15 protein-coding genes are annotated in these 17,697 nt (G+C 75.3%); 8 read left to right on the forward strand and 7 right to left on the reverse strand.

All coding sequences use genetic code 11. The features are described 5' to 3' along the window. Positions 1–25 precede the first annotated feature (25 nt). Complete coding sequence (locus ACFP3U_RS00865; RefSeq protein WP_380223085.1) at positions 26–895, reverse strand: alpha/beta fold hydrolase; 870 nt, start codon at positions 893–895, stop codon at positions 26–28. A gap of 128 nt (positions 896–1,023) precedes the next feature. Here ACFP3U_RS00865 and ACFP3U_RS00870 point away from each other — a divergent pair, with 128 nt between their 5' ends. From ACFP3U_RS00870 to ACFP3U_RS00885, 4 genes are all read left to right on the forward strand, one after another. After that, the gene (locus ACFP3U_RS00870; RefSeq protein ID WP_380223086.1) at positions 1,024–1,479 is read left to right on the forward strand and encodes a MarR family transcriptional regulator; all 456 of its coding nucleotides are present in this window, start codon (positions 1,024–1,026) and stop codon (positions 1,477–1,479) included. Between the two features lie 117 nt (positions 1,480–1,596). Beyond that, positions 1,597–3,114: a glycerophosphodiester phosphodiesterase gene (locus ACFP3U_RS00875; RefSeq protein ID WP_380223087.1), complete on the forward strand. Its 1,518-nt coding sequence runs from the start codon at positions 1,597–1,599 to the stop codon at positions 3,112–3,114. A gap of 190 nt (positions 3,115–3,304) precedes the next feature. After that, positions 3,305–3,628, forward strand: a complete 324-nt coding sequence (locus ACFP3U_RS00880) for a Pepco domain-containing protein (RefSeq protein ID WP_380223088.1) — start codon at positions 3,305–3,307, stop codon at positions 3,626–3,628. Between the two features lie 9 nt (positions 3,629–3,637). Then, entirely contained in the window at positions 3,638–8,116 is a 4,479-nt protein-coding gene (locus tag ACFP3U_RS00885) for a caspase family protein (RefSeq protein WP_380223089.1), read from the forward strand. Positions 8,117–8,131: 15 nt separating this feature from the next. Here the strand turns inward: ACFP3U_RS00885 and ACFP3U_RS00890 are convergent, their stop codons facing one another. Together ACFP3U_RS00890 and ACFP3U_RS00895 are read right to left on the reverse strand one after the other, a co-directional pair. Beyond that, positions 8,132–8,341: a hypothetical protein gene (locus ACFP3U_RS00890; RefSeq protein WP_380223090.1), complete on the reverse strand. Its 210-nt coding sequence runs from the start codon at positions 8,339–8,341 to the stop codon at positions 8,132–8,134. Continuing rightward, on the reverse strand, positions 8,338–8,760 hold the full coding sequence (locus ACFP3U_RS00895) for a hypothetical protein (protein WP_380223091.1): 423 nt from the start codon (positions 8,758–8,760) through the stop codon (positions 8,338–8,340). Before ACFP3U_RS00895 ends, ACFP3U_RS00890 begins: the two co-directional genes overlap by 4 nt. Positions 8,761–8,951: 191 nt before the next feature. On the opposite strand from ACFP3U_RS00895, the gene ACFP3U_RS00900 reads away from it, so the two are divergent. Continuing rightward, a complete protein-coding gene (locus tag ACFP3U_RS00900) occupies positions 8,952–9,701 on the forward strand; it encodes a class I SAM-dependent methyltransferase (protein WP_380223092.1) in 750 nt (249 codons plus the stop codon). Positions 9,702–9,755: 54 nt separating this feature from the next. On the opposite strand, the gene ACFP3U_RS00905 is transcribed toward ACFP3U_RS00900, so the two are convergent. Together ACFP3U_RS00905 and ACFP3U_RS00910 are read right to left on the reverse strand one after the other, a co-directional pair. Next, the gene (locus ACFP3U_RS00905) at positions 9,756–11,252 is read right to left on the reverse strand and encodes a sensor histidine kinase (protein WP_380223093.1); all 1,497 of its coding nucleotides are present in this window, start codon (positions 11,250–11,252) and stop codon (positions 9,756–9,758) included. Continuing rightward, positions 11,249–11,968, reverse strand: coding sequence for a response regulator transcription factor (locus tag ACFP3U_RS00910; protein ID WP_380223094.1), 720 nt, complete (start codon positions 11,966–11,968; stop codon positions 11,249–11,251). Before ACFP3U_RS00910 ends, ACFP3U_RS00905 begins: the two co-directional genes overlap by 4 nt. Before the next feature lie 196 nt (positions 11,969–12,164). Here ACFP3U_RS00910 and ACFP3U_RS00915 point away from each other — a divergent pair, with 196 nt between their 5' ends. Then, positions 12,165–13,067: a UTP--glucose-1-phosphate uridylyltransferase gene (locus ACFP3U_RS00915; RefSeq protein WP_380223095.1), complete on the forward strand. Its 903-nt coding sequence runs from the start codon at positions 12,165–12,167 to the stop codon at positions 13,065–13,067. A 40-nt stretch (positions 13,068–13,107) separates the two neighbouring features. Here ACFP3U_RS00915 and ACFP3U_RS00920 read toward each other — a convergent pair whose 3' ends face one another. Continuing rightward, a complete protein-coding gene (locus ACFP3U_RS00920) occupies positions 13,108–13,731 on the reverse strand; it encodes a dihydrofolate reductase family protein (protein ID WP_380223096.1) in 624 nt (207 codons plus the stop codon). 242 nt (positions 13,732–13,973) lie between these two features. Next, positions 13,974–15,566, reverse strand: a complete 1,593-nt coding sequence (locus ACFP3U_RS00925; protein WP_380223097.1) for a M4 family metallopeptidase — start codon at positions 15,564–15,566, stop codon at positions 13,974–13,976. A 164-nt stretch (positions 15,567–15,730) separates the two neighbouring features. Here ACFP3U_RS00925 and ACFP3U_RS00930 point away from each other — a divergent pair, with 164 nt between their 5' ends. Together ACFP3U_RS00930 and ACFP3U_RS00935 are read left to right on the forward strand one after the other, a co-directional pair. Continuing rightward, positions 15,731–16,180, forward strand: coding sequence for a GNAT family N-acetyltransferase (locus tag ACFP3U_RS00930; protein ID WP_380223098.1), 450 nt, complete (start codon positions 15,731–15,733; stop codon positions 16,178–16,180). 76 nt (positions 16,181–16,256) lie between these two features. Beyond that, a complete protein-coding gene (locus tag ACFP3U_RS00935) occupies positions 16,257–17,654 on the forward strand; it encodes an ATP-grasp domain-containing protein (protein ID WP_380223099.1) in 1,398 nt (465 codons plus the stop codon). The last annotated feature ends 43 nt before the right edge of the window (positions 17,655–17,697 follow it).

The raw sequence follows: 17,697 nt of genomic DNA on the forward strand, positions 1-17,697 counted from the left end.
GGACAAGCGGCCGGAGCCGCCGCCGTCACCGGCCGAGCACGGCCTTGAGGGTCCGCGCGGTGGCCCGGGGGAAGGCGGTGTTCCCGTTGTGCCCGCCGGGGAAGGTGACCGGTTCCGTGCCGAGCAGTTCGGCCAGGGCCAGCGCGCAGCGGTAGGTGTGCACGGTGGGGCGGGTGGTGCGGCCGGTGGCCGGGAGGATGCGCGTGCCGGAGCTGCCCGCGGCCGCCGCCAGCTCGGCCGGGGCGAGGCCGTCCGTGGTGACGGCGGCGAACTCGGTGCCGATGAAGAAGTCGAAGTTGGCCAGTCGGCGCGGCGTCAGCGGCTGCGGGGTGAGCCCCTCCTCGGTGTCGTCGTGCCGGGGGTCGATCCCCAGGTGCCGGGCGATCGCGGGGAAGGCCGCCGCCGCGCCGCCGGTGGCGTGCGCCTCCCTGATGGCCAGCAGTTCGGTGACGTGCTCGGTGCGGTCCGCCGGGGGCAGCAGGTTCGGCATCACCGGCTCGTGCGCGATCAGGGTGCCGAGGACGCCCGGATGGCGGACCACCACCTGGAGGCCGATCGCGGCGCCCATGCTGAACCCGACCATCACGGCCCGCCCGGCCGTCCCGTCCGAACCCGTGATCCGGGCGACCTCGGCGAGCAGCCGGGCGACGTCGTCGGCGTGGTCGGCCATGGTGACCGGCCGGGCCGGGTCGTCGAGCGTGCTGCGGGAGAGGCCGCGGCGGTCGTAGGTGACCACGGTGAAGCTGTCCGCGAGGTGCGGGACGAGGTCGACGGTGCGGTCCGCGTCGCCCTCGCCGCTCTGGGCGAGCAGCAGGACGGGGCCGCTGCCCGCGAGCTGGTAGTGGAGGGTCGCGCCGGGGACGGTGAGCGTGCGGTGGAGGGCGGTGGCGGTCATGGCGGTGGTCCCTTCGGTGGTGGTGGCCGGTGTCCTGCCCGGCACGACAGACAGTAGAGCATCGAAATAGATACATCAATGGAGATGCATCAATCTCAATGCATCGACGGCGATGTAGCCTGTCGGCCATGAACGGAGTCGAGCTGTTCCTCCTGGGCCGCACGCTGATGAAGATCGGCGAGCAGGCCATGCCCGAACCGGCGACCGGCTCGCGCGGCTCGATCCGCTCGGTGCTGGTCACCCTCGGCGAGATCGTCGCCAACCCGGGGACGACCGTCGGCGAGATCGCCGCCCGCACCGGCCTGCCGCAGAGTCAGGTCTCCACCGCCGTCGCGCGCCTGGTCGAGGCCGGCTCCGTCGAGACCGAACCCGACCCCGCCGACCGCCGCCGCCGGCTCGTCCGCCCCGCCGCCGACCCCTCGCGCCGCGTCGCCGAGGTCCGCACCACCACGGCCGACGCCGCCCTCGCCGCGGCGCTCGCCGGACCGGACGGCGGCACCCCGGACCCGGCCGCGCTGAAGGCCGTCACCGACGCCCTGGCGACCCTCGCCCACCACCTCACCCCGTCCGCCCGTCCCCGCTGACCGGAGGGGCGAGCCCGCCCCCGCTGACCGGACGGCGGCCGTCCGCGCGGCCGTCCGTGCGACTGTTCGGGCCGGGAGGGTTTCCGTCGCGGGCCTTGATCCCCTAGCGTGCCGCGCATGACCAGCAGTCACCTCTCACACCCGGCCGGGCCGGACCACGGGCGGCGCACCGCCCGCACCGGCCCGCTCGCCGCCGCGCTGCTCGCCGCCGTCCTGGGCCTCACCACCGTCGTGCTCACCGCCCCGCACGTGGCCTCCGCGGCGCCGGGCACCCCGGCCGCGCCGGCCGACCAGGCCGACCAGGTCGCCCCGGCACCCGGCGCCGGTGAGGTGGTCGTCGACGAGCACTTCACCGGCCCCGGCCTGCCGGCGGGCTGGGCGGCCGTCGAGGGCTCCTGGAAGGTGGAGAACGGCCGCCTGGTCGGCGCCTCCGCGAACTGGAACCAGCAGACCCGGATCACCTTCGGCCGCCACCTCACCGACTTCCGGATCGAGGCCACCGCCCGCTTCGAGAGCGTCGTCGACGCCGCCCGCTGGGCGGCGCTCGGCCTGGACGTGCCGGCGAGCGGCGCGCCGCCGTGGTCGATCGCCACCATGCGCTCGGGCACCACCGCCGCCAACGGCCTGGAGTTCGCCCGGCGCACCCCCGCGGACACCTGGGACGTCACCGACACCGCCCTGGCGCCCTCCGCCGCCGGCACCGGCCGGGACGTCCGGATCGCCGTGGAGGTGCACGGCACCGCCGCCCGCTGGAGCTTCGACGGCCGGGAGGTCATGCGTACCACCCGGCTCGCCCGAAGCGCCGACGGCGGCCAGGCCCTGCTGGTCAACGGCGCCACGGTGTCCTTCGACGACCTCAAGGTGACCGCCCTCGCCCCCGGCGCCTTCCTCCGGCAGCCCGGCGCGCCGGTCACCGTCCTCGCCCACCGCGGCGCCTCCTCCGCCGCGCCCGAGAACACCCTGCTCTCCGACGAGGTCGCCCGCCGCGCGGGCGCCGACTGGATCGAGAACGACGTCCAGCCCAGCAAGGACGGCGTCCCCTACGTCCTGCACGACGACACCGTCGACCGCACCACCAACGGCACCGGCCGGATCCGCGACCTGACGGCCGCGCAGCTGGACGCGCTGGACGCCGGCTCCCGGTTCGCCCCCGCCACGGCCGGAGCCCGCGTCCCCAGCCTCGCGGCCCAGCTCGACGACCTGCGCACCCGCGGCGGCAGCCTGCTGCTGGAGATCAAGGGCCCGCACACCCGCGCCGAGGTCGCCAGGATCGTCCAGGACGTCCGCGACCACGGTATGAGCGGCCGGGTGCTCGTGCAGAGCTTCGAGGTCGACGCCCTGCGCTTCACCCGCGAACTCGCGCCCGAGCTGCCCCTCGGCCTGCTGCGCTCCACCCTGGACGCCGACCCGGTGGCCGTCGCCCGGGACCTCGGCCTGGCCGCCTACAACCCCGCCGACGCCGCCCTCGCCGCCCGCCCCGAGGTGGTCGCCGCCCTGCACGCGGCCGGCGTCGCGGTCAACGTCTGGACGGTCGACGAGCCCGCCCGCTGGAAGGCCCTGGACGCCGCCGGCGTTGACGGCATCATCACCAACCGCCCGGCCGAACTGGCCGGCTGGACCGCCGCCCGTCAGTGACCGAACGCCTCGTCCGCCCCGAAGGCCCCGTCCGCCCCACCCGGCACCGAGGTGAACACCTGGCACAGCGTCAACAAGTGTGATCAATCGGCAGATCCACTTCATTCGCCGACCCCCGGCGGCTATCCTCGCCCTGCGGTGGATCACACCGACGTGGGCCTGGGGCGTGGATCGCCGGGGTGGGGGAGAAGTGGCGGACGAGGTGGAGTCCTTGGAGTCCCTGGAGTTCTGGGTGACCGAGGACGACGAGGACGGCGGCGACACCATGGGCGTCTTCCGGCGCGACCGCGAGGCGGTGCTGCGCCGGGTGCCGCTCGGGGCGCTGCGCACGAACCTCGCGGAGACGGTGGACGCGCTCCAGACGCTGTTCGAGCAGGTCGCCGAGCGCGGTGGCCCGCTGCCGCTCAAGGAGGTCCAGCTGAGCTTCCAGGTGTCCGCCTCCGGCGGGGTCCAGCTGGTCGGCAGTTCCCAGGTCCAGGGCACCCGCGGGATCACCTTCGTCTTCGGCAACTAGCCGTACGGCATGGGCGGGTTCGCCGCACTGCTGATCGGCGCGAGCGACTACGGGCGCGTGGGCTTCACCCCGCTGCCCTTCGTCCTCCGGGACCTCGAACGGCTGGACGGGGCCCTGCGGGCGCGCGGCTTCCGGGTCGAGCGGCCCGAGGCGGGCACCCAGATCAACTGGAACTACGTGAACGGCGAGGTCTCCCGCTTCCTGGCGCACGCCCGCCACGGTGAGACGCTGCTGATCTGCCTGAGCGGGCACGGCCTGCACGCCGACGGCGTGGACTACCTGGTCCCGGAGGACCTGCACCGCCACCGGTGGCCGCTCTCGGCGGGCTGTGTCGCCATCGACTGGCGCAACGAGATCGAGAACACCCCCGCCGCGCAGGTGCTGTTCCTCATCGACGCCTGCCGGGAGGGCGTCCGGAACGACACCATGGGGGGCGCGGCCGGCTGGGCGAGCCGGAAGGCCATGAAGGTCAGGGAGCGGAGGGTCGCCCACCTGTACGCCTGCTCGCCCGGTGGCTACGCGTACTTCGTCGGCCCGGGAGACCCGGGAGAGGCGGAGCGCGGTCCGGGGGACGATTCGTTCAGCCTGTTCTCGCGTGCCGTCCTGGAGGTCCTGCTCTCGCACGACGGCCGGCTGACCCTGGCACAGCTGCGAAGCGCGGTGCAGCCCAGGATCGAGGAGCTCCACCGGGCGTACGGCAAGACGGGCCCCGCGCAGGACATCCGGGTCCTCACCGATGCCGACCAGACGACGTTCCTGGTCGCGGACCGGCGCACGCCCGTCGCCTCCGAACCCACCGAGCCCCCAGAGTCCCCCTCGCTCCCCGCGACGAGCGAGCCGGATCGCGCCCTGAACCTGCCGAAGCTCCTGGCCGACGCCGTCCACCAGGTGCAGACCACCGGGAGCACCGAGCTCCTGGCCGAGTACGCCGTCGTCGGACCGGCGGACGAACTGCTCCTCCTGGGCGTCCAGCTGCCGGCCTCGCCGGTCGCCGCGATGTGGGCCGCCGCCGCCCGGCGACCCCTCGCCCCGCTGATGGAGCTGGTCGCCGCCCTCTGCGCGGCCGACCGGACCGAGGTCGCGCACCGGCTGCTGGAGTCCGCGGCGGCCTGCCGCCCGGCGGCCGAACTGCCGGCCGCGCTCACCGCCGCCGGACTGCCGTCCGGGACCGCCGAGGAGCTGCGGGCGACGATCCTCCGGGCGCTCGCGAAGCTCCCGGCGGACGCGCTCGCCGCGGCCGTCGTGGACCTGCACCGGGCCGGGCTCGTCGCCGAGGCCGCCCAGGTGGCCGGGGAGCCCCGACCGCCGGAGGACCTGCCGCCGCTGCTGGCCGCCCTGGACGCCGAGGGCCTCCGGCCGGAGGCACGCCGCGTGCTGCTGGCGACGGTGGACCGGCTCGGCCCCCGGTCGGTGGACGGGCTCCTCGCCGAGCTGTCCCGGGCCGGCCAGGCCGATCCCAGGGCGGCGGTGCTGACGGCGACGGCGGCGTGGCCGGTGGACGGGATCGTCGACTGGCTGCGGTCCGCGGGAGCACGGGAGGGCCTGGAAGGGGACGCGGCCCTCGTCATTCGGACCGTCGTGGCCGGGCATCCCGAGTGGCCCCGCCTGCCGGCCGCGCTCCGCCGGGCCGGTCTGTCGAGGTACCTCGGCCTGTTCCACGAGGCGTGCGTCCGGCCGGATCCCCGGGCCCTGCTCCGGGCGCTGCACGACCTGGCGGACGCCGGCGCCGCCGAGGACGCCGTGGCCGTCGCCCGTCTGGCGGCCGGGCGGTGGGGCTCGCGCGCGACGGCGGAGCTGGCCGTCCTGCTCTGCGACCACGGGCCGGCCGACCTGCTGCCACCCGTCCTCGCGGAGCTGCGCGAGGAGCCGCCGGACCGGGTGGCGGACTTCCTCGCGGGGGTGTGGGAGCTCCCCACCGAGGGGCCGGCCGAGCGCGATCCGGTCGACGCCGCCGTCTCGTTCCTGGGCGGGGGCGGGGGCGGGGGCTATCCGGCGGAGCGGCTGTGGCCGCTGCTCGCGGCGCTGGAGCAGCGGCGCCTGCCCGCCGTGGCCGCCCGGCTCCGGGACGCCCTGGCGCGCGACCGGCCGGCGGCGGAGCTGCTGACCGTGCTGGCGGGCACCCCGGTGACGGCCCGTCCGGCGCTCCTGCGCCGGATCGCCGCGATCCGGCGCGGCTCGGACCAGCTCGTCGAGCTGCTCGACCTGTGCGCCGACGAGCCGTTCGCGTTCCTGGCCGAGGCGCTGGTGGCGGCCGTCGCCGCCGAGCACGACGACGCCGCGCTGATCGGTGTGCTGGCCGAACTCCGCGCCCGGGACCGGCCGGTCGTCGCCCAACTCCTGAGCGACCGGCTCCGGCCCCCCGTCCCGGAGGACACGTCGGAGGTGGAGCGCGCGTCCACGTCCGGCGGCCGATCGTCCACCGACCAGGAAGCCCCGGCCGAGGACCGGTCTCTGCCGGAACTCCTGGACGCCGTCGAGGCACTGCTCCACGGCGGCGACCGGACAGGCCCGTCCTCGGCCGACGAGGCGGCCGGCATCCTCCTGCGGGCGGCCGGGCGCCGCACGCCCGGCGAGGTGGCTGAGCTGGTCCTCGCCCTCGACACCCGGTGGCAGGCCGAGGCGCCGGTCGACGTCACCGGGCTGCTCACCGCGTTCCTCGACGCCCGATCGCCGGCGGAGGCCGGAGCGCTGGTCGAGGCGCTGCGCGCGCGGCACCCCGAGGACGGACCCGGCGTGCGGCTCACCGAGGCCCTCCGGGCGCACGCCGCCGTGCTGTTCGAGGCGGCCCGGGCGAGCGGTTCCGAGCCGGGCACGCAGTACCTGCTGAGCGCCTTCGAGAGGGACCTGCCCCTCCCGGCGGCGGAGTTCCGCGCACTGTTCGACGAGCTGCGCCGGACCGGCGGCGGGCGGGAGGCCGGTCTCGTCCTCGACCGGCTGGGGCGCCGCCAGCCGCCCTGGGTGGTGACCGCTCTGCTGGAGGAACTCCGTGACGACGAGGCGTTCGAGGCGCTCTGCCGGGCGGCGGCGGAGCGGCCCGTGACGGAGATCGCCGCCGTCCTGCGGCACTTCCCGCTGGTGCGGCGGCGACCCGGGCTGCCGGTGGTCCACCGGCTCGTGGAGTACGTGGCGCGGACGGCCGCCCCGGACCGCTGTCGGGACCTCGTGGTCGAACTGCTCGCCGGGCGGCAGGACGCGCTGGCCGGCGCCGTGCTGCGGGCCGCCCCCTGGACCGGGTCCGCCGAGGAACTCGGCCGGCTCTTCATCGCCCTGGACGAGCGGGGCGACGAGGCGCACCGCCTGGCGATGGACGCGCTGGCCCCGGAGTTGCCCGCAGCGCTGGCCCTGGGCGTCCTGGACCACCTGCACCGGCACGGGGTCGAGCAGTTCGGGCTCCCCGTGCTCCGGGCGCATGCCCGCAGGGCGGCGGACGTCCCGGCCCTCTGGGCCGACCTGAACGAGCGCGGCTGGTTCCGGTACGCGGCCGTGCTGGTCGACGACGCTCTGCCGGACACGCCGATCGCGGACTGGTTCCGGCAGCTGCCAGGGGCGGGCGCCGGGGTGGACCGGGCGGCCCTGCTGCGGGCGACGCAGGCGGACGGCCCGGCGGCCGAACTCGCCGCGGCCGGTTCGGCCCGGGCGGCGCTGGCGGCGGCGGCCATGTACCGGCGGCCGCAGGACGTCGCCGACCTGCTCGCCGCCCTGGCCGAGCGACCGCCCCCGCTGCCGTCCCCGTTCCCGCCGTCGTCGCGGCTCTCCGTCTCTCAGGAGGACCCGATCGCCCCGCCCCGGGCGACGGCGCAGCAGGCCGAGCTGTGGCGGATCCTCGCCGCCGCCCGACCGGCCCCGGAACTCGACCTGGTCCTCGCGGCCCTGGAGGACAACGGCCGTCAGGAGGACGCCGAGCGGATCGTCGAACACCTCCTCGCCGAGGAGCCTGTCGGCCGGATCGCCGACCTGCTGGAGGCCGCACCGGGGGGCGGCGCCTCGGGGGACGGTGCCTCCCGCGCGGCCAGGCTGCTCGCCCGGCAGGTGCTGGCGAACGGTGCGGTGGCCAAGGTGATCGGCCGGCTGGTGCAGAACGGCCGGCCGCGGAGCGTCGAGCTGCTGACCGGGGCCCTCACGGCCCTGGACGGCGGCGGCGCGGCGATGGCCCACGCCGTGGCGAGCCTGGCCGCGGCGGGCGTGGCGCCCGAGGCCGTCCACCGCCTGACGGTGGACCACTGCGGGCACCGACAGCCGGAGGACGTCGCGGACTTCCTCCACCACCTCGGCCGCGCGGGCCACGAAACGGTGCTCCGGCAGGCGCTCGCCACGGTCACCGCACGCCGGCAGGACGATCTCGCCGCGATCAGGTGGTGCCTGGAGCAGTTGGGCGACCGGGAGCTGGCGGCGCGGCTGGCCGGCCCGGCCGCGCCGGTGGGAGATCCGCCCGGCCCGGCCGACCGGCCGGGCCGGCGACTCTGGTGGAAGGACATCAGGCGGCCCTGAGACCACCACCTCGGCTCAGCCGTCGTCGGCCGCCGTGTCGCTGTCGGCCTCGGCGGCGGCGCTCTCGGCGGCGTCCAGCTTCTGCTGGAGGTCCCCGACCTGCGCGCTGTCGGACGCGCCGGGTGCGGCGCGCCCGTGGTCGGCACCGGGGCCGCACGCGGTGAGCAGGGCCGCACCGGCGAGGAGGACGGCCGCGAGCGCCGCCGCGCCCGGTCGGCGGGTCACTTGCCGGACCCCTGGCCGTTGGCGGCGCACCAGGTCGCCACGGACTTCAGATCGTTCTGCCGCGACCGCAACGTGCCGACCAGCGCCTTGCGGGCGGTCAGCTTGCCGTTGAGGTACGTCTCGACCTCGCCGCGCCCGGCGGCCTTGGCATGCGCGACCCGCTGCTCCAGCCGCGCGACGGAGCCGGCCACACCGGCATTGCCGTTGAGCCGGTTCAGCGCCTTGCTGAGGTGCTCCTCGGTCTTGGGCAGCCGCTTGCAGATGCCCTTGGCCCCGTCCCCCTTCGGCGTCGCCGCCGCACTCGGCGAGACCGGAGCGGCCTGCGCGGCAGGCGCGCCGGCAAGCAGCGACCCGGCCAGCGCAAGGGCCCCGAGCACGGCGCCCCGGCGACCGGAGGGAAGGCGGTTGGCTGCGGACATGGAAACATCCTCTCTCCGACCCGGGCCCGAACGGCCCGGGATGGTGGTCGCCCGGCACGGTAGGCCACCTTCTTGTGGAAACCCTGTGGAACACCCGCCACCCCGCTCCATCGAGCCCCGCCAGGTCCTGGTTCTGCAACAGAGCAGCGGCCGGGCCACTTTACCGACCGGGCACGACCTAACTTGCGACCATGGAACACGTCACCGACGCACCCGAAGCCCCCGCCCGGCCCGCCGGTCCGGCCGCGGTGAACGAGTACGACGCGTTCGCCGCGGGGTACGCGGCGGACACCGAGCGGAACCTCCTGAACGCGTACCTCGCCCGGCCCGCGATCACGGCCCTCGCCGGCGATGTGGCCGGGCGCCGGATCCTGGACGCCGGTTGCGGCTCCGGCCCGCTGTCCGCCGCGCTGCGCGACGCCGGGGCCGCCGTCGTCGGCATCGACGCCAGCGCCGCGATGCTGGCGCTGGCCCGGCAACGCCTCGGCGACGACGTGCCGTTGTCCGTGGCCGACCTGAACGACCCCCTGCCGTTCGAGGACGGCGCGTTCGACGACGTGGTCGCGTCGCTGGTGCTGCACTACCTGGAGGACTGGGGGCCGGCGCTGGCCGAGATCCGACGGGTCCTCAGGCCGGGCGGCCGACTGATCGCGTCGGTGAACCACCCGTTCGTGGACTACGCGATCCAGGACCCCAGGCCCGACTACTTCGCGACCACCAGCTACGACGCCACCTGGACGTTCGACGGGACGCCCTACCCGCTGCGCTTCTGGCGCAGGCCGCTGCAGGCGATGACGGCGGCCTTCACCGCCGCCGGCCTCCGGCTCTCCGTCATCAGCGAGCCGCAGCCGGACCCCGCCGCCCGTGAGCTGTTCCCCGAGGACTTCGCCGTCCTGTCGAAGAAGATCAGCTTCCTGTGCTTCGTCGGCGAGGTCCCGTAGGCGGTGGTCCCGGCGGCCGGGTCGTGACCGGTCGGGTCAGCGGGTGTGGGTGGCTCAGTGGGTGTGGGTGGTGAGCCAGTCGCGGGGGGCCGGCAGTTCGATGGTCGGGGTGTCCGGGCGGGGGAGGGGGAGGGTTACTTCGGCGCGGCAGCCGGTGGGGGTGGGGGGTGTGGTGAGGGTGACGGTGCCTCGGTGGAGGGCGGCCTGTTGGGCGACCAGGGTGAGTCCGAGGCCCGAGCCGGGGCTGTTTCGGCGGCGGTGGAAGCGTTGGAAGACGGCCGACCGGTCCTCCGGGGGGACGCCGGGGCCGGTGTCGTCCACGGTGAGCCGGGCCGACGGGCCGTCGGCGGTGAGGCGGACCGTGACGCGGGCCGGGGCGCCGTCGGTGCGGCCGTGCACGGCGGCGTTGCCGAGGAGGTTGGCCATCATGATCCGCAGGCCGGACTCCCAGCCGAACACCCGTAGTTCCGCCGGGGCGTGCACGGTGAACGCGGTGTCGGGGTGGCGGCGCCGGGCCTCCTCGGCCGTCGCGTCGACGAGTTCGGCGAGGTCCACCGGCTGGAACGCGTCCAACTGGACGAGGTCGCCCCGGGCCAGGGTGCTGAGCGCGGTGAGCAGATCGAGCAGGCGCGCGTGGTCCTGCCGCAGCTCGGCGACGATCTCGGCCCGGTCGGCGGCGGGCAGGTCGGGGTGGGCGGCGAGGACGTCGACATTGGTGCGCAGGCTCATCAGCGGTGTGCGCAGCTCGTGCGAGGCGTCGGCGGAGAACGCGCGGGCGGTGTCCAGCGCGTGGGCGGTCCGCCGGGCCTGCTCGTCGTAGCGGGTGAGGAGCAGGGCGAGGGCGGCGGAGAGCTCGTCGACCTCGGTGGTGCCGGTCCGCTCGGGCACGAACCCGTAGCCGTCCGGACCGGCAGGCCCACCCGGCCCGGCGGGTGCCGCCGCCGGGTCCAGAACGGCGGCGCGGCGGCTGAGGCGGCGCAGCGGGGCGGTGGCCCGCTCGGCGAGCGCGAAGCCGATGAGCGCGGACACCGGCGCCGAGAACAGGGCGACCAGCAGCACCCGCCGCCGCACCGCGGCCGCCTGGCGGTCCGCCGGTCCGGTGGGGGCGATCACCTGGAGCCGGCCGCCGTGGCCGCCACCGCCACCGCCGCCGCCGACGGCCACGGTGAGGACCCGCCAGGCGGTGCCGTGCTCCCGCACCGTGACCGGTCCGCCGCCGGGCTCGGTCGGAAGGAGACCTGGTCCCTCGGGCTGCGGACCCACGAACAGCAGGACGCCGCCGTCCGTGCCGGTCACCCGCACCCCCAGGTCGAGCGCGGCGTCGACCACCTTGCGCTGCTGGTTCTGCTCCACCTTGGGACGGCCCCGGCTGTCGGCCGTCACCAGCGCCCGGACGCCGGGCAGCAGGGCGGCCGCGCGGTCGTTGAGCCGGGCGTCCTGCTGGTGCCGCAGGTCCCGGCCGACCAGCGGCAGGAGCAGCAGCCCCGCGAGCAGCACCAGCAGCGGCACCACGGCGGCGGCCCAGAGCGCGATCCGGGTGGAGAGCCTCACCGCGGGGATCCGTCGGGCAGCCGCAGCACGAAGCCGACGCCCCGCACGGTGTGGATCAGCCGGGGCCGCCCGCCGGCCTCGGTCTTGCGCCGCAGATAGCTGATGAAGGTGTCGACGGCGTCGCTGCGCACCTCGGCGTCGTAGCCCCAGACGCGTTCCAGCAGCAGCTCGCGGGAGAGCACCAGGCCGGTGTTCCGGGCGAGGTGCGTGAGCAGTTCGAACTCCCGCCGGGTGAGGGTGAGTTCCTCGCCGTCCAGGTGGGCCCGGCGGGTCCCCGGGTCGAGGCTGAGGGGCCCGGCGAGCACCCGGTCGTCCGGCTGCGGCGGGCGGCGGCGCAGCAGGGCCCGCAGCCGCAGGGCGAGTTCCTCCAGGGCGAACGGCTTGACCAGGTAGTCGTCGGCGCCCGCCTGGAGCCCGGCGACCCGGTCGGCGGGCTCGTCGAGGGCCGAGAGCATCAGCACCGGGAGGTCGTCGCCGCGGGCGCGCAGTCGGCGGCAGACCTCGACGCCGTCGAGGCCGGGCATCGACACGTCGAGCACCAGGACGTCCGGCGGCTCGGCGGCCATCCGGGCGAGCGCCGCCCCGCCGTCCTCGGCGAGGGCCACCGAGAAGCCGCTCAGCCGGAGGCCGCGTTCCAGGCCCCGCCGGATCGCCGCGTCGTCGTCCACGACCAGCACCCGTCCACCGGGACCCGCCTCGCCCCCGGACCCACTCACCCGCATCGGCACCTCCTCCGTCCGGCCGCCGACCCTCTCACACCGCCGCGCCGGCCCGGCCCCGGGGGGTGTCCGCACCCGGTCACGTCGAAGAGGGCGGGCCCGGACACCGTAAGTGATCACGTCGTGATCGTTGGTAGCGTCGGCCGCCCGCCGCGCCACCCCGGCGCGGCACCGAGAGATGAGAGAGGGTCACATGGCCCCCAAGACGATCCGCCGAGCCGTCATCCCCGCCGCCGGCCTCGGCTCCCGCCTCCTGCCCCTGACCAAGGCCACGCCGAAGGAGATGCTGCCGGTCGGCGACAAGCCGGTGATCGAGCACACCGTCCGCGAGCTGGTCGACAGCGGCATCACCGACATCACCATCGTCGTCAACGGCGACAAGGGCCTGATCCAGGAGCACTTCCGCCCCAACTCCGTCCTCGTCGAGCAGCTGCGCCGCGACGGCAAGGCCGCCTTCGCGGACGCGGTCGAGGAGGTCGGGGAGCTCTCCCGCAAGGGCCACATCAGCTTCCTGTACCAGCACGGCCCCTACGGCAACGGCACCCCGGTCCTCAACGCCGCCCGCCACTTCGGCGACGAGCCCTGCCTGGTGCTGTGGCCCGACGACGTCTTCGTCGCCGACGTCCCCCGCGCGCAGCAGCTCATCCAGGCGTACGAGCAGACCAACGCGCCGGTTCTCGCGCTCATGCCGATGGCCCCCGAGGACTCCTACCGCTACGGCGTCCCGGTCGTGAAGGAGGACCTCGGCGTCGGCTCCCTGCGGATCACCGGCCTGGTCGAGAAGCCGAAGCCGGCCGACGCCCCGTCCTCCTACGCGGCCATCGGCGGCTACGTCATCACCCCCGGCATCGTCGACGAGATCCGCGAACTCACCCGCCGCTGGCACGAGAAGCCCGAGGACGAGGTCTACCTGACCGACGCCATCAACGCGTACGCGGCCCGGCGTGCCGTCTACGGCCAGGTCATCGACGGGACCTGGTACGACACCGGCAACCCCGCCGCCTACCTGCGCGCCCAGTTCGCCGCCGCCCTGGCCAACCCCGAGTACGGACCGGACCTGCGCAGGCTCGCGGTCGAACTCGCCCCCGCCGAATAGGTCACTACCAGCTGCCCGGCCCGGCCCGGGCCGGGCAGCTCTAGAAGGTGCCGTAGGTGGCCGGGCCGGTGGGGTGGTAGGTGCTGGCGATGATGCCGGAGGGGGTGGTGCGGGTGTTGACGAGGCGGAAGGCGGTGGCCGGGCCCGCTGCAGGGAAGAGGCGTTGGCCGGTGCCGAGGCGGACGGGGGCGGTGACCAGGTGGTACTCGTCGATGACGCCGTGCGGCATGAGGGCGCGGGCGAGGGCGCCGCTGCCGTGGATCTGCAGTTCGGCGTCCCCGAGCCGGTCCTTGAGCGCGGCCACCTCGCCGGCCAGGCCGCCGGGGCCGGCGCCGGTGAGGACGGTGGTGTCGTGCCAGGACGGGTCCCGCAGGGTGGTGGAGCCGACGTACTTGGGGAGGGCGTTGAGCCGGGCGGCGATCCGGTTCTCGGGGTCGGTCTGGTTCGGCCAGTAGCTCGCGAAGATGTCGTACGTCCGCCGGCCGAGCAGGAAGGCGTCCGCCCGTTCGATGAGCCCGGTCATGAGCTCGCCGAACTCCTCCTCGGCGAACGGGAACAGCCAGCCGCCGTGGGCGAAGCCGTCGGCGGGGTCCTCCTCCGGTCCGCCGGGGGCCTGCATCACGCCGTCGAGGGTCAGGAAGGTGGTGAGCAAGAGCTTGGCCATGGCGGTCTCCCCGGTCGGATTCGCGACTCACGATGGCAGACGACGGTCCGTGTCCGACCGAGCCACGCCGAGGGAAGGGGGCGGGAGGCGGCGGGAGCATCCGGCCTCGGTGGAGGACATCGCGGCGTACCTGGCCGGGGCCCCGGTCCGGGTGCTGGGCGACTGAGCCGCGGGCGGCCGGCAGGCCGGCGGCCCGCCACCCGGGAGGGGGTGACGGGCCGCGGCGCGCAGGTGGTGAGGGGTCAGGCGACCGAGACGGCGCTCCAGGCGGCGGCGACCGCCTTGTACTCGGTGCTGTTGAGGCCGTAGAGGTCCTTGGCGGCGTTCAGGGACGCGACGCGCGCGCCCTTGTAGTCCGTGGTGGACGTCATGTAGACGGTCAGCGCGCGGTACCAGATGTTGGCGACCTTCTGGTTGCCGATGCCGGTGACCGTCGAGCTGTTGCAGGTCGGGCTGTTGTAGCTGACGCCGTTGATGGTCTTGGCGCCGCTGCCCTCGCTCGCCAGGTAGAACCAGTGGTTGCCGACGCCCGAGGAGTTGTGCACGTCGAGCTGGCCGACCTTGCGGCTCCAGCAGTCGGCGGACTTGCCGTCCAGCGAGGGCTTGTCGAAGCGGCGCAGCCACGGCGGGGTGGACTGGTCGCTGAACAGGTAGTCGCCCTTGTCCACGGCGTTGTTGGCGTAGAACTCGACCATGGTGCCGAAGATGTCCGAGGTGGCCTCGTTGAGGCCGCCGGACTCGCCGCTGTAGCGGAGGTTGGCGGTGGCGCTGGTGACGCCGTGGGTCATCTCGTGGCCCATGGTGTCGAGGTCGACCTGCTCGGGGTCGGTGACGCCGTCGCCGTCGCCGGTCATCATGCAGAAGCAGCTGTCGGACCACTGGGCGTTGTCCCACTTGGTGCCGACGTGGACGAAGACGGTGGCACCCTTGCCGTCGTTCTTGATGCCGCTGCGGTTGAAGGTGTTCTTGTAGTAGTCGTACGTCCAGGAGGTGTTGGCGTGGGCGTCGACGGCCGCGGTGGAGCGGTCGGTGGAGAACTTCCTGCCGTCGCCCCAGACGTTGTCGGTGTCGGTGAAGAGGGTGCCGGAGTTCGCGTTGAGCGAGCTGGCGGAGACGTTGTTCGCGTCCTTGGTGATGTGGCCGCGCACCGGGTCCTTCAGCGCGAACCCGCCGGTCTGGGTGGTGGTGTCGATGGTGATGTCGCCGGTGTACTCGGAGTGGCCGGTGCCGCTGGCCTGGTGCTCGGAGTCGTACGCCTCGATCTGCTCACCGGTGTTGGCGTCGGAGACGACGACGCGGCCGGCCGGCTGGCCGTGGTCGCCGGTGCCCGCGACGGTGGTGCGCCAGGCCAGCCGCGGGGTGCCGTCGGCGGCCCAGACCACGAGCTCGGGGCTGCTGGTGGCGTTGCCGACGCCGGGGGCGGCCTCCAGCGCGCGGCCGGCGGTGTGCTGGGCGGAGACCTTGGGGACGATCGTGCGCACGGCGGCGTCGTGGGCGGCAGCGCGGGTGGAGTCCTTGAGCCGGCCGCGGGCGTCCTGGTGGACCACCAGGTCGCCGCCGACCACGGGCAGGCCGAGGTAGGTGCGGTCGAAGCGCACGTGCTGGGTGCCGTCGGCGTCCAGGACGACGTCCTTGACGAGGAGGTCCTGGCCGTCGGCGAAGCCGAAGACCGCCGCGTTGCGGGCGACGTTGGCCCGGGCCTGGGCGATCGCCGCGTCCCGGCCGGTGGGGGCGGCCGAGGCGGTGCCGGTGGTGACGGTCGCGGCGACGAGCGCGGCGGTGGCCGCTATGGCTCCGGCCGCGAGGTAGCGGCGAGAAGAGGAGGTGGGGCTCACTCTGACTCCAGTCGGGGGTTGCTGCGCGGTGCAGGGATGACAGCTGCGATGAGATTGACGGTGCGCAGTCAGTCACGGCTAGAGCGGACGTCAGAACTTTGCCAATTCGTGTCCTGTACTAATCAAATGTGATTGCTTTTGAGTTATTTGTTTACGCTCGTGCCATGACGACCTCGCAGCCGCCGGCCCTCCTCCTTCACTGGCGGGGGGAGTTCGGCGACCGTGAACTCGACGCCCTGCACACCGCCGCCTTCGGGGGCGGGGATGGAGGCGGGGGTGGAGATGAGGTCGACCGCGACCCCGCGCCTTGGCGCGCCAGGCTGGAGCGCCACAGCCTCGGCTGGGTCTGCGCCCGTTCCGCGCCCGACGGCTCGCTGCTCGGCTTCGTCAACCTCGCCTGGGACGGCGGCGCGCACGCCTTCCTGCTCGACACCGCCGTCCACCCCGACGCGCAGCGGCGCGGCCTCGGCACCCGGCTGGTCGCCGCGGCCGCCGACGGGGCCCGCGCGGCCGGCTGCGACTGGCTGCACGTCGACTACGAGCCCCATCTGCGCGGCTACTACCAGGACGCCTGCGGCTTCCGCCCCACCGACGCCGGGCTGCTCGCCCTCTGACGGCCCGCCCGGCCGGGTGTCCGGTCTCGCCGCGATCTCGCCCCGGAGTGTCGGTGCGGTGTCGTACGCTCGCGGGATGGACGGTTGGGTGGGGGCCTGGACCGGCGGACGGCGCGCCGTGCACGTCGGGAACGTCGCCGACTTCAACGAGCAGTTCCTCGGCGGGCGGTCCACCGGCGGGCGGCCCCCCGGCAGGTGGTTCCCGGGCGAACGGTCCGCCGGTGCCCGCCGCGAGGAGGCCGAGCGGCGCGCCCACCGCCTCCGTCAGGCGCACCACTACGCCGGCCTGGCCGTCGGCTACGGCCCCGACCCGGCCGCCCTGGTCCTGCCCGCCGAGGTCGACCGGGCCTGGATCGACTGGCTCGCCCACGAACTGGAGTGGGGCCCGGTCGAGTTGTACAGCGGAATCGCCCCCGGCGAGACGGTCGCCCGGGCCCTCGCCGCCCGCCCCGCGCTGGCCGAACGGCTCGCCACCGGCCCCGACCCCGTCCTGTTCTGGGGCCGCACCGCCGACTGCGGCGAGGGTCCGGAGCTGGCGGCCGTCCGCCGGTACGAGGCCAAGGACGCGGCGCACGCCCTGTTCGCCGAGCTCGCCCCGGACCACCCCGGTGTGCGGGTGCCCCACCAGGAGCCCGTCGACGGCCCCCGCCGGGCCGCCCGCCGGCTGGCCGCCCGCGCCGCCCGGGGCCGCGCCACCGTGCTCAAGTCCCCGTACGGGGTGGGCGGTTACGGCACCGCCGTGGTCACCCCGCAGGAGGTCCTGGCGGCCGGCGGTGCGCGGGCGCTGCTGCGCCGCCTGGTCCGCGAGGACGTCCTGCCGCCCGGCGGTACCCTGCTGCTGGAGGAGTACGTGGACGCCGGCCCGGCCGGTGCCGGCCGGTTGCGCGACCTCACCTTCGACGCGGTGATCGGCGCCGACGGCCTGGTCCACCCGGTCGGCGTCGGCGAGATGGCGGTGGAAGGGACCCGCTACCAGGGGGTGACGGTCGGCCCCGGTGCGGTGCCGCCCGGCGCCGCGGCGACCGCCGAGCGGTTCGGGCTCGCGGTGGGCGAGCGGCTCGCGGCGGCCGGCCACCGCGGCTGGTACGACGTGGACTTCGTCACCGACCACGAGCGACGGCTCGCCCCGACCGAGACCAATCTGCGGCTCACCGGCCCGGCGATCGCCTTCGTCCTGCGCCACCGCCTGGACGAGGTGCGCGGCCCCGGCCACCTGGTCCGCACCCTGGACGCCATGCCGCTCGGCGCCCGCCTCCCGCAGGAGGCGCTGCACGGGCACCTGGATCGGCTGCGCCCGGCGTGCGCGCGGCTCGGCGCGACCGTCCTGCCGCTGATCGTGACGGCCGGTCACGAGCCGGAGCCGACCGTCGGCCTGGCGCTCGCCGCCCGGAGCGCCGAGGCGCTGGACGCGGCGGAGGCCCTGCTCGCGGCGGCCCACCACGGGCTCGGCCGGATGTTCGAGGCCCTGCGCTGAGTCTCCGGTGAGTGCGCGCCCGGGCACAGGTCCCGGGCGCGGC

This window comes from Kitasatospora misakiensis (genome assembly GCF_042656005.1).
In the GTDB taxonomy this organism is placed as follows: Bacteria; Actinomycetota; Actinomycetes; order Streptomycetales; family Streptomycetaceae; genus Kitasatospora; species Kitasatospora misakiensis.